Origin of the sequence: Candidatus Nitrotoga sp. M5 (assembly GCF_927904885.1) — a bacterium.
Taxonomy (GTDB): domain Bacteria; phylum Pseudomonadota; class Gammaproteobacteria; order Burkholderiales; family Gallionellaceae; genus Nitrotoga.
Window position 1 is genome coordinate 1 of the sequence record NZ_CAKMNW010000083.1, and the last position, 11,625, is coordinate 11,625.

Genomic DNA, 11,625 nt, shown 5'->3' on the forward strand with positions numbered 1-11,625 from the left:
CTCTGAAATTTGTATATCTGATAAACAATACATTTTTAATTCAGTGAGCGATATATGCATCGAGTCAGTAATATATTTGCTACTTGCTGATCTCGTGACCGATGACACCCATAACTGCGGAACCGCCAACCGTTTCGGCTGCGTTGCTTTCTGTGAGTATGGCACTGTCAATTGCGCCTGCTTCAGTATCGGCAGTTGCATTTTCATTTTGCGTCGACATGCTGGAACATCCACCTAAGCCAAGTAACACAATTGCCATTAATGTGATCACTGAAACTTGATGTATCGTTTTCATGTTAGCCTCTTTTCTAGTTATATTAAAGTCAATCGTGGCCGCCAATACTAGCAGCCTGTCGGATTTAAAGAATCATAGCGAAGATTGAGCTGAGCGAGGTTGATTTTTGCGAGCTTTCATCTTGAGGCGATTGCCTGCTTACCCCGTTGTCAGGCAAGGCAAAACGAGATTTCAACATTTAACTCAGCATATATTTGATATGTAGGTGATAATTTTTTTGAGTAACGCGGTATTGTGATGAAGATTGGATTTTTTTGAGATTCCCTATTGCCCAAAAAGGTTAAATAGTCACAGTTCAGTTAAATTTGCAGCCGATTTCTTTCAAGTCTGACAGGCTGGCTAGATCGCCGTTCGCAGTTATGGATACTATGATTTGTGTGGTTCAGATTTTTATACTACTCATTTGTCGTCTCTATCCTTTGTGGTTACAGAAAAATTGGTGTTGACCGGAGTGTGGTGGTCATGGATACTTGAGTTTATGCAGTTGAAATTCCTATCCTTTATCCTTCCCCTGTACGCCCATTGGCTCACGAAAGTTTGATCATGAACAACGTTGTTGAAGTTTTAGCTAACGACCTGAACGTCCAAAGTGGCGTGTTCTGGCCGAGTTTCAAGGCAGGCGAGGTGGTTCACGCGGGGCATTGATGGTAGTGTCGCCAGTGCCGGTCAGTCCGGTTGTGCCACCGACGCTAACCGTGGCCGTGCTCACCAAAAACAATGCCCATCGCATCGAAAGTTGTCTGCGTAGCGCGGCCTTTGCCGACCAGATCGTGGTGGTGGACAGTGGCAGCACCGACGGCACTGTGGAGCGAGCTCAGACTCTAGGTGCTGAGGTTTGGGTACATGATGACTGGCAGGGTTTCGCCGTTCAGCGTAACCACCTGCTGGCGCACGCCAATGGCGACTATGTTTTTTTCCTTGATTCGGACGAAATCATCACGCCGGCGTTACAGAAAGAAATTTGTGTCAATGTCCGTTCCGGTAGACGCGCGGTCTGGCGGATTCAGTGGCGAATGGTAGTGTTTGGCCGTGAGTTGAAGTTTTTTCGTTCCCAATCGAAGGTGGAGCGGCTGTTTCGTCGCGACATGCTGCGCGAATACGTGGGAGCCGTCCACGAACAAGCCATGTTGCATCCCGAGCCCGGCGACGCGCGTGTGCCGCGGTATCTGATGCGGGCCAAGCTGCTACATTACTCGCGTGAGACCGTGCGCGAAAGCATGGAAAAAATGACGCAGTACGCTATCCTGGGGGCGTCCAAGCGTGCCGCACAGGGTCAGCGCGGGGGCGTGCTGCGCGGACTGGTGTCGGCCGCGTCGATGTTCATCCGCCTGTATGTGTTTCATCTGGGCTTTCTATGCGGCGGAGCCGGATTTGTGCATTGCCTGTTCGTTTCTGCAGAAGGGTTCTTCCGGTATGTAGCGCTGGACTACGATCGGGAAAGTCTGGCATCGGATATTCCGCGCTGAGTTGGTACCTGCAAGAAATAATTGATACCTGAACTATTCTGATGCAAAACACTCGATTTCGGACTTTTGCGGTGCATATTTTGCTAGGTATTCTTTGCCTGGCCGTTGTGTTGTCGCCTCTGCATTCCTGGATTGCCGCATGGGGTTGGATAACGCTGGGTCTGCTGGCGTTGGCAGTGACTGACGGTGCCGGGCAGCAGGGGACACCCGGCATAATGTCCGCCGCCATGGCTTGGCTGGTGGGAAGCATTATCTCCGCGTCACTTTGGGTGACGCAATCCATTATCTGGCAGGAGCCATGTTGCAAGGTTTCGATGGATCTTGACGCTGTGTTGCGGCTGATGCTGGTGGCAGTGTCAATCTATGTCATTGTCCGTTCACGTTCACTGGTATCCAACGGCCAGACAGTTAAGCGACTGTTGTCTGCGATTGCGCTTGCCTGTTTTCTGGCTTTTTTGCTGGCCGCTATACAGGGCCGCTATTTACCGGGAAACGCGATTCCTTGGGCTGTAGCTATGAGTTTTCTGGTATGTCTGCTGCTGCCCTGGATTTTTGATACACAAGAGATCAAGAGCCGACGGTGGTTTTGGGGTGTGGGAGCTTTGTTTGGGCTGAGCAGTATATTGCTCAGCCAATCGCGCGGCGCTTTAGGGGTGCTGTTGTGGGCGATGTTCCTCGCTGTATGGATGCACCGCCGCCACCGGGCAACTACCCACCGTTTATATCACCGAGTCGTCGCTGCTGCACTGCTGTCAGGCGTGTTGGTCACAGCTGCGCTGAACCTGCCAGGCGATCCCATGCGCTTGAACACTGCCTTGCAAGAGGTCAAAACGGCAATGCAAACCAAAAATTACAACACATCGCTTGGTGCAAGGATTGCTCTGTTCAGGCTAGGGTGGGAGGGATTTGTTGAGTCGCCCTGGATAGGTCTAGGTGCCGCTGAGCGTGTGCGTCGCATTCACCTGGCTGGAGATGATCTTCCGGCAGATCAGCGCGTTGCATTCTCACATGTGCGCGAAATGGAGCACGTCCATAACCAATATCTGAATAACGCGATCGACGGTGGTCTTTTGGGGCTGGCGGGCTTGCTAGCCTTGCAAGTTGGTCTGTGGGTTGCCGCCCACCGGCTTGGGCGTTTCAACCGGAAGGCCGGACTGCAACTTTGGGGCGTGAGCTGGATGCATGCGCTGGCAGGTCTGAGCAACGTCAATCTGGCTCACAACTACTACGTGGTTATGCTGGCGCTGTCCGTAGGGTTGGTGTTTGTCATGGCGTGGGCCGACCCCGCCCCTGAAACATAAAAGGCTATGTCACAATTAGGTATTTTTTATTTGTAACAGGTTGATTGTTAAGTTTATTTGTTATCCATAAAGAAATCTCCAATATATGGCTAATAATTGTTTGGTAACTTTTCAGATAAAATTCAACAGCTACTTGTGACATTGTCATTAAAATTATAGAGACTATCCAAAGGGGTGGGCGATCATGAACAAAGCTTTTATCAAGGAAACGGATGACAGTTCGGATGAAGAAGAAGGTCCGTCAGCATCACTACTTCCGCCAGGAGTCAAAAATTACATCACCCCTGTTGGTTACCAGCGCCTGAAAGATGAGCTTGATCAGCTATGGAAAGTGGAACGCCCAGCGTTGGTGCAAACCATTACTTGGGCCGCTTCAAACGGAGATCGCTCGGAAAATGGCGATTATATCTATGGCAAGAAGCGCCTGCGTGAGATCGATCGGCGTATCCGCTTTCTTTCCAAGCGTCTGGAAAACGCCGCAGTGGTAGATCCGGTGCAGCGAGAATCGTGTGATCAAGTATTTTTTGGCGCAACAGTCACCGTGTGCAGACAGGACGGTGCAGACTATACCTACAGCATAGTCGGCGTGGATGAAGCAGATGCTGGGCGCGGATTGATTAGTTGGGTATCACCACTAGCCCGAGCGTTGTTAAAAGCGCGCGCTGATGATGTGGTGATGCTGAAAATTCCCGACGGTATAGAAGAGTTAGTGGTGGTGGAGGTAGCTTATCAGGCGATAAATTTTGGCGATTGATTGGCAGATAAAATTCTCTGTATTGTGACGAAGGTTGGATTTTTAGAGGTGCTCTACATTCAAACTTTCAGTAAAAGTGGTTAATTTCTCGTATACCCTTACAAACGCAAAATAATTTTTAAACATACTTAATATTAGGCGGGTTCAACTCTGACGTGCAACTTTTGTAAGCGAACTCATGTGGCGAAATGAAAAATTTGTCATGCTGTTGACGGTGGCAATTGGATTGATGCGGAGCGAAGTTGATTTGACTTTAGCTGTAGATCATTCTATTCTCAAACAGGCCTCTTGGAGGATTGGGCTTTGTGGGTGTCCTGTCGCTAAAAACCTAAAGTCAACAGACTATTTATTACGCTTTTAGACCTTCAGAATTTAATGATAACTGCTACCAGCAACCAAGCATTTTTCCCATCACAACCCAGGCGTGAAGTCATTCAGTCTGTTCGTAATGAAGACAAGCAAGGCAAACAAGCTGAAGCCCTTAAAGATACTCAGAAAACCCCGCAGGATGATTTGACAGCCAGTCAACAAAAAAAACTGGAGCAGCAAAGTCAAATTCAAAAATTACGTAATACAGATAGAGAAGTCCGCTCACACGAACAAGCGCATCTTGCAGCTGCTGGGGGGATAAGCAAAGGCGGTGCCAGCTTTGAATTTATACTTGGGCCTGATGGGCAGCGCTATGCTGTCAGTGGGGAGGTCCAAATCGATACATCTAGTGTTGCGGGTGATTCGGAAGCGACCCTGCAAAAAGCACAACAAATACAACAAGCCGCCCTGGCGCCATCAGAACCTTCAGCACAAGATCGTTCTGTTGCGATGGCGGCAGCCGCGATGGCAGCTGAGGCCCGTGCTGAAATTATAAGCCGGGGTGTAAGCGAAAACACAACCACAGGTAATGACCAAGAAGAAACACACTACCAAAACACAACCACGAGTGATGACCAAAAAGAAACAAATTTCCAACGTATCACGTCAAAAATTAATGAAACGTACAACGCTAGTTCAGGAATCAACACAGAACGTGCCGCGTCTCTTATTGACCTGCTCGCTTAATGTTGTCCAGTTTTAGGGCACATCTAAAATTCAATTTTTTCGTAATGCGCGTTGCTCGAAGGTAATAGGATTATGTATATGCAATATAGTATAAAATATTAAACACAAGTGCTTATTGCAAAATCTGTCAGAATGGAATTAGCCGACAGGTTGTATCATATGACTTCACGAGGCAAGGCAAAATTGCAAGATCTGTCTCATTCTCGTTTTCCAAAGCTGACCATGTCGGCGCGATCCCCTTAATGCACTATACCTAGTCTAAGTCTTTGATTAATTCATCAGCACTGGCTACATGTGCATATGCAAAATTAAGCGCTGCCATGAAAGCGGCTTGCACATGCTCAGCTGACACTTTTACGCCATTAAATTCAAGACCCAAAGTTGCGCATGCATCATTAGCAATAGCACAGTTATAACCATAATCTTTTGCAGCACGCGTCACGGCATCAATGCACATATGTGTCATTGCGCCTACGATGACTACATTTTCAACACACTGCTTATCTAATATAGATTTTAAATCGGTGTCATGGAAGCTGTTTATTTGATGTTTTAGAACTACGGGTTCACCGGAAATAGCAGCTACTGATGTATATATTTTTGCGCCTTCTGAATCTGGCAAAAAGAACGGCGCATCATTTGTTTGAAATTCATGTCGTACATGCACGACAGGTAAACCCTTTGTGCGGAACGCCGCTAATAATTTAGCGCCTTGAGTGGCCGCTTCTTCAGTACCCGACAAGGCACACTTTGCGCCATCGTAACTTGAGAAGTAGTCGTTTTGAAAATCAATTAATAATAGTGCTGTTTTAGCCATAATCTGCTTCTCCCTTTGTTGATATTAATTTAATTATCTCTAAGAACAAAACCATTGTCGCATTGAACTGCGAGATACATTAAGGTTAGTAACAGCCTGCAACAGGCCAAAATTACAGTTCTTTCCACAACGAGGGCAATGGAATCGAGGCTTGCAATATAGTATGAAAAGATTACAAGTGCTGCCGCTGATTGCAAGACCTCTCAGAATAGAATTAGCTGACGGCATGTATCATGTGATTTTAGGAGCAATGCAGAAATGCATGATTGCAATACCTGCCACCTTTTTTATTTTTCGCATTCCCTTGTAAAATAAAAGATCGAGTAACACAGCTAACTGTACGAGAGCGCACGATCGATATCGTATGCTTTCAGTTACCGTTCCGCGAGTCAGCACGTTATTAATTATGCCCTGCATTTCATTAATTATTTTTGGACAAGGGGAATTAATAAATTATAGAATCATTGGTATAGATAATTTAATGAAGAATTGAGTGTGAAATAAATGATACTAACCAGCGTTGCCTGTAACGCTGTTATATGCTTAATTCATATCATGAACAGCTTGGGCGAAAGGATTCAAATTGAATATAAATTTTGCTGAACATGGAGCATATATTTTTTATTCTGTTATCGCATGGGTAATGTTAATAACTTACCTTTCCTATAAGCTTGCAATTCGTAAAACAAAATCAGTAGAGTTGGTTTCAACGATTGGATTTTTTCTTGCGTTCATACCCCCTTTAGCTATTATTTATTTAATAGTTTTGGCCCTTAAAAAAGATATTGTATAAGCGGGTGCTCAAAGCATATAACGTGTAAGGTTTGATGATGCTCTCGAAACAAGCCACGATCTGAACCTTTTGTTAGACGGGCCCGGTAGTCGTAAGCAGGAAGCTGGGCAAATATATCTGTAAGTCTTTGCCAATTTTTGGGGCATGCGCTGCTCTTGCGGACCTCAGCATCACAAGTAAGAATTGAGGGCCAAGTCTAGCTAAGTAGCATGATCCCTCTTGTCACTCATCAATAAACGAACCAGCGCGGATAGGTCTGACATTTCAAAATTATTGGAATGCCAGACCTATCCCGTGTGTTTTGACCATTGTTGCTGATAGTCAAACTTTAGACTGGCTCGTGGCAGTAGACAGTTTGTGTGGAATACTGGTAAATATTAGTGAAAAGCATTTTTAGCTAAGTAAATTGGAAGCAGCCTGTCTGACTTAAAAAGTCGTTGCAAAAATTTAGCTGAGCGCGGTTAGCTTTTGCGAATTTCACCTTGCGGCGAAATGCCTGCTTATCCCACTTGGCGTTTTGCAGGGTAATAGTTGTTCTATTGACCAAAAAAAGCGCTGAAATAGTCACCGCTCTGCTCTATTTGCAGCCTATTTTCTTCAAGCCAGACAGGCTGTTAGAGGCATGAGGCTAGGCTAAAGGGTAAAACAGTATAAGTTGCGCTGGACTTCGCTGCAACACGGCTTGCCCGTACTAAAAATGTTTTAAACATACCAAAAATAATTTGATAACAAGAGGAAAAGTTATGATTACAATTTCACAATTAACTGAGCTGTTAGGATGGGCATCAGTAATTAATGTTGGCTATCTTTTTCTAGCTACCATTATTCTTATGTTTATGAGCGGAACACTATCTTCTATTCATGGCAAGCTGTTTAATATAGACAAAAATGAATTAAGCTCTAAATACTTTGATTTTTTGAGTAATTATAAAATAGTGACATTGGTTTTTATGGTTGCTCCGTATATGGCTTTAAAAATTATGGGTCAGTAATCGCTTAGCAAGGTCATCAGTTTGACCCCCTTACACTGAGCTTCTGTCGGTAAATTATGGCGGCTTTATGTTTTTTTTCCAATTCTCTGGCAGCGAACACAGGACTGAACCGCATACAGGGCGTCTTTCTCGGCCCAGAAAAAGTTCGCAAAGATTCCTGCGCAAGCATGCTAACCGAATCCCCCCTCAACAAGACCACAATACACCAACTCATGTGAGGAGGTGCCATAGCGCTTGTGAAAACCGACTCAGTTCAGTCGTTTTTCATGCTCATATGCTTTCATAAGATTGGCAAACAAATTGTCTATGAGACGGCATCAGTCCAGAAGCAGGTTTACCGTCGATTATGGAAGTTCTATCGTTTTTGTGCCAAGATTCATCACGGTCGCCTGAGTTTTTTGGGGTATTTGCTAGACAATAATCGATATTTTATTTAGTGGGTATTTTATTTTGTCGTGCTAATTAATTGATTTTATATGTTTTTAAACTCAGAGGTTGGTAATGTAAAAGGAATAAACCCATGACAAACTCAAGAAAAGCATCCGGAGCTTTTTCTGTCACGCGAGCCGTCATCGTTGCGGTAATTGTATTATCTGCAGTGGTCTCCTTCTCTCAACAAGCGTATGCCGAATGGCGTTGGAGCGCTACTTTCGAAAAAACGGAAGCCAACAACACGTTGCTTATTGCGCGCAGTTGGGACGATTTTCACAAAGGCTGGCTCAATTACCAGAAGAATGGCTTTCGGCTGCACGATTTTGAAGTTCAGAGCAACAGCGGCAAATATTCAGGGGTATTCAAGCGTGGTAAGGGCAAGGAATTATCGCGGATACGTGTATCACTGGAAACCATCATGAAAGATTGGAAAGACTGGAGTAAAAAGGGATACCGGATGCAGGACTTTGAGACGTGGACCGAAAACAAGAAACGCTATTTCGGTGCAATCTATCTCAAAGGCGATGGAGCGCACACGCTTTGGGTGACCTCCGAATGGAACAAGTTTCACACCGAATGGGCGAAATTTGAAAAATCCGGGCTTCGTATGCACGACTTCGAAACCTGGATGGATGGCGGCAAACAGTGGTATGCGGGTGTTTTTCGCGCTGGACAATATCCCACCGGATCCAATATGGGAGGAACATGGAAGCAGTTTAAAAAAGCCCGTGACAATTTTCGAAAAAATGGATACAGACTGATCGATCTAGAAATTTTAGGAAGTCCTGAGGGCCAAAAATACTATGGCCTGTTTGGAAAGACCGGTCCGGACCAAAGACTGCGTGTTGTGAATTCACAGACAGAGTTGCTCAAGGCCCGCAAAGACTTCAAAAAAACAGGATACAAAATCGACGATATTGAAGTCACCTGGTTCTTCGGTCCCCCCAAATTAGCCGCTCACTCCACTCTAGCTGACACAACATGTAATTTTGGTGATCTTGATTGCAACATATGCGCAAGCAATGTCGAGGCACAATTCGCGCAAGGGATGGATCAATCTTGGGTCAAAGGCTCATGGGATTTTGACGGGGATCACAGATACAAACCAAGCGGCATGCAACCTAAGAACAGTTTTCAAGCTATCGGAAAACATATTCAAGGATTTGTACGAACGAACTCGGACATTTACCCTTACGCTGGCAGTCACAGTCACAGAGACAAAGGTTTTATGTTCTTCATCCATGACGAGAAATGGAACCGGACAAGCGGAAACGCCAAGAATCACTTGTATTCGATGCACAAGTCTAAGGTTGCACATCCCAGCGGAGTGGCTGTATTAGGTGACGGTTTATTCGTCGCAGAACTCCAAAACGGCAAAGATTATTTGCGGTGGTTTGGAATCAATGCCGCAGGTGACAATCAAGACCACCGACACGAAATTCCGGGTATGAGATCTGCGGGTGGAGGATTGGGGCTTGCAAAATTGTCTGACGGGTCAAGTTTACTTATCGTATCTCACCCCGGAGCAGGGTTTCGTAAAGGAATTACCAAGTCGCAACGAGAAGATAACAATGGCCAGCGACACACTCGGTTTTACAAGCTGACACCAGATGCTTTTCGGCCCAGTCCTGATGGAGTGCAGCTATTAGGCGAACAGAAGCACAAGATGGAATCGAAACCGGATAAGCCCTACGCCTATTCAGAAAATCTGTCAGTCGTTACTGAATGTGGATCAGGGAGTATCTACACGATTCACACCACGGGAGATTATGGATTGGAAGGCAAGGGATATTGGCGGCTTTCGAAGCTGGAAGGTGGTTTGACAAACCCTCATCTGGTTTTTAAATCCATGAAAGAAAAGAATCAACACGCAGAATACTGTCATCATCGCAGTTCCGCCACCGTACATGTCAACAAACGTGGCAAGCTTGAGTTTCTGTGTTCAGAGCGCGCGGTGATCAAAAAACGCAAATCAGGGCGATTCAACTTTCGCCGCTCTATTGTGCGTTAGTGCGCTGCCAGATAAATTTGACCAGCCTTAAGTCTTTCACTGCAAATTAAAACTTAGGCTGAACAAAGCTGACGCCACCTGGCCAGAGCAGCAGTGCGGTTGGACTTGAAATAAGTTATGTGTCCCCATAATTCCTGCAAGTGAAGAGCTGACTCTGGAAAAAATTAAATTTCAGTGACTGGTTCAGGTAGCCAATCAGGGAGCTTAGCTTGGAGATGTGTGCCAACTGCAATTGTGGACACCTATGGTTGCTACCCAAATAAATTGGGTCAGGTTGAAAAGACCACAACTATGCTATATTGAGACAAGCTGCTTGCAAATATGGGCAGTCCTTTGGATTGAAAGCTAACTTTTTAAAAGGAAAATATGCTATGAACTTACTCAGAATTGCATTTCCAATTATTTTTTCCATGTTGCTACTCGCTATCCCTGGCACATCTGCAGCGGACGACAAGGTTAGTAGCGCGACGCGCACTATGGCAGAATTTATAATCAATATGCAGCATTATCCCAGCGAAGCTGATAAAGATATGTTGAAAAAAGTGGCTGCCGAGGCCACTACTTCTGCTGATGAGAAAACTATTGCACAAGCACTGTTGAATTTTAAACACAAGGCTGCCGACACGGACAAGCCCAAGCTGAAAGCGATTGCAAAAGATGTTACTGCACCTGCTGCAGTTAAAAGCTTAGCAAACATTTTGCTGAGTCTGCATCATGAAGCTACCGACGCAGATGCCGCAAAGTTGAAAAAAATCACAAAGTAGTTCACACCGGCGCAATAACGAGCTGACATTGCGCCGCAGGTACCAACTCTAGTAAATTTTGGGGACACATTACTTAATTCCTTGCACAATTAAGTAATGCGTCCCCAAAATTATTCAGTGGATCTGAACATAAGACAATTTTTCTTGCTGGATTTCCGCCTGCGCGGGAATGACGGTGTATTTGTTGTGACTTATGTAAAGATCAATAAATGCAGCGCAATCAGTTCAACCGGATGGCTGTATCGAAATGCCAAGTCCGGCGGATCTCGATTACGTCGAATTCGCGGGCCAGTTCAGGCGGGAACGCCTGATAGTGAACATGGCTTTGCACGATACGACGTATCGCTTCATCGACTTCCGCCACGCCGCTTGAAATAACGAAAATCACAGGCTCCACGGATCCGTCGCTTCGGATAGATACCGTCACCATGGGGACGTTGTGCGGCCGCTTTGCCACTTCGCGGACTATATCGACAGGCGTGTTGAACTGAATTTTCCGCGCCCACGCCTCCGCATACTTGACGAGTGCGGCGTTGGAGTCGGCACGCCCCCATAGCCTGGCCCGACGTTCCGTATTGAACGAAGAGGGTAGCGTGGCAGATGAACGAGCCGCAGTCGATGCTGCTTTGCGCCGGGCAGCGCTCTCATTGAGCTGACGTCCTATGGCCCGTAGCCGCGCTTCCCGTTTTGCTTTCTCTTCTTGTTCCGCCAAAACGCGCGCAGCCTGTCGTGCGGCTTCCAGGCGTTCCGCCTCTAGTCGTGCAGCCTCGATGTGCACTATTTCCTGACGAGCAGCCTCTTGACGTTGTGCCTCCAGCTTGGCCGCCGCTCGTCGCAGAGCTCCCAGGCGTTCAGCTTCCAATCGTGCAGCCTCGATACGTGCAGCTTTCTGACGAGCGATCTCCTGACGTTGCGCCTCCAGCTTTGCTGCTGTCAAACGCGCG

General features: G+C 46.2%; 11 protein-coding genes. 8 read left to right on the forward strand and 3 right to left on the reverse strand.

What is annotated here, in order from left to right; translation table 11 throughout:
- Positions 1-79 precede the first annotated feature (79 nt).
- Complete coding sequence (locus tag MJ770_RS14760) at positions 80-295, reverse strand: hypothetical protein (RefSeq protein ID WP_239255932.1); 216 nt, start codon at positions 293-295, stop codon at positions 80-82.
- A gap of 644 nt (positions 296-939) precedes the next feature.
- Between MJ770_RS14760 and MJ770_RS14765 the strand changes: the two genes are divergently transcribed.
- The 4 genes from MJ770_RS14765 to MJ770_RS14780 all read left to right on the forward strand — a co-directional run bounded on the left by MJ770_RS14765 (position 940) and on the right by MJ770_RS14780 (position 4,872).
- Positions 940-1,761 (forward strand): glycosyltransferase family 2 protein, encoded by an 822-nt coding sequence (locus tag MJ770_RS14765; RefSeq protein ID WP_239255933.1) that lies wholly within the window; start codon positions 940-942, stop codon positions 1,759-1,761.
- 41 nt (positions 1,762-1,802) lie between these two features.
- Positions 1,803-3,062, forward strand: a complete 1,260-nt coding sequence (locus MJ770_RS14770) for an O-antigen ligase family protein (RefSeq protein ID WP_239255934.1) — start codon at positions 1,803-1,805, stop codon at positions 3,060-3,062.
- Between the two features lie 184 nt (positions 3,063-3,246).
- Positions 3,247-3,816, forward strand: coding sequence for a transcription elongation factor GreB (greB, locus tag MJ770_RS14775; protein ID WP_239255935.1), 570 nt, complete (start codon positions 3,247-3,249; stop codon positions 3,814-3,816).
- Between the two features lie 375 nt (positions 3,817-4,191).
- A complete protein-coding gene (locus tag MJ770_RS14780) occupies positions 4,192-4,872 on the forward strand; it encodes a putative metalloprotease CJM1_0395 family protein (protein ID WP_239255936.1) in 681 nt (226 codons plus the stop codon).
- Between the two features lie 253 nt (positions 4,873-5,125).
- Here MJ770_RS14780 and MJ770_RS14785 read toward each other — a convergent pair whose 3' ends face one another.
- Positions 5,126-5,689: a cysteine hydrolase family protein gene (locus MJ770_RS14785; RefSeq protein ID WP_239255937.1), complete on the reverse strand. Its 564-nt coding sequence runs from the start codon at positions 5,687-5,689 to the stop codon at positions 5,126-5,128.
- A gap of 163 nt (positions 5,690-5,852) precedes the next feature.
- Between MJ770_RS14785 and MJ770_RS14790 the strand changes: the two genes are divergently transcribed.
- The 4 genes from MJ770_RS14790 (at position 5,853) to MJ770_RS14805 (ending at position 10,681) form a co-directional block, all read left to right on the forward strand.
- A complete protein-coding gene (locus MJ770_RS14790) occupies positions 5,853-5,999 on the forward strand; it encodes a hypothetical protein (RefSeq protein ID WP_239255938.1) in 147 nt (48 codons plus the stop codon).
- A 1,226-nt stretch (positions 6,000-7,225) separates the two neighbouring features.
- Positions 7,226-7,474, forward strand: a complete 249-nt coding sequence (locus MJ770_RS14795; protein ID WP_239255940.1) for a DUF6868 family protein — start codon at positions 7,226-7,228, stop codon at positions 7,472-7,474.
- A 520-nt stretch (positions 7,475-7,994) separates the two neighbouring features.
- Positions 7,995-9,917: a hypothetical protein gene (locus MJ770_RS14800; RefSeq protein WP_239255942.1), complete on the forward strand. Its 1,923-nt coding sequence runs from the start codon at positions 7,995-7,997 to the stop codon at positions 9,915-9,917.
- A gap of 371 nt (positions 9,918-10,288) precedes the next feature.
- Entirely contained in the window at positions 10,289-10,681 is a 393-nt protein-coding gene (locus tag MJ770_RS14805; protein WP_239255944.1) for a hypothetical protein, read from the forward strand.
- A 220-nt stretch (positions 10,682-10,901) separates the two neighbouring features.
- Here MJ770_RS14805 and MJ770_RS14810 read toward each other — a convergent pair.
- A partial coding sequence (locus MJ770_RS14810) for a TonB C-terminal domain-containing protein (protein WP_338140730.1) occupies positions 10,902-11,625 on the reverse strand: 724 nt, incomplete at its 5' end.

Coding starts and splice junctions, on each gene's coding strand:
- MJ770_RS14765 (WP_239255933.1), top strand. CDS start 940: ATGGTAGTGTCGCCAGTGCCGGTCAGTCCGGTTGTGCCACCGACGCTA.
- MJ770_RS14770 (WP_239255934.1), top strand. CDS start 1,803: ATGCAAAACACTCGATTTCGGACTTTTGCGGTGCATATTTTGCTAGGT.
- MJ770_RS14785 (WP_239255937.1), bottom strand. CDS start 5,689: ATGGCTAAAACAGCACTATTATTAATTGATTTTCAAAACGACTACTTC.
- MJ770_RS14800 (WP_239255942.1), top strand. CDS start 7,995: ATGACAAACTCAAGAAAAGCATCCGGAGCTTTTTCTGTCACGCGAGCC.
- MJ770_RS14795 (WP_239255940.1), top strand. CDS start 7,226: ATGATTACAATTTCACAATTAACTGAGCTGTTAGGATGGGCATCAGTA.
- MJ770_RS14805 (WP_239255944.1), top strand. CDS start 10,289: ATGAACTTACTCAGAATTGCATTTCCAATTATTTTTTCCATGTTGCTA.
- greB (WP_239255935.1), top strand. CDS start 3,247: ATGAACAAAGCTTTTATCAAGGAAACGGATGACAGTTCGGATGAAGAA.
- MJ770_RS14760 (WP_239255932.1), bottom strand. CDS start 295: ATGAAAACGATACATCAAGTTTCAGTGATCACATTAATGGCAATTGTG.
- MJ770_RS14790 (WP_239255938.1), top strand. CDS start 5,853: ATGAAAAGATTACAAGTGCTGCCGCTGATTGCAAGACCTCTCAGAATA.
- MJ770_RS14780 (WP_239255936.1), top strand. CDS start 4,192: ATGATAACTGCTACCAGCAACCAAGCATTTTTCCCATCACAACCCAGG.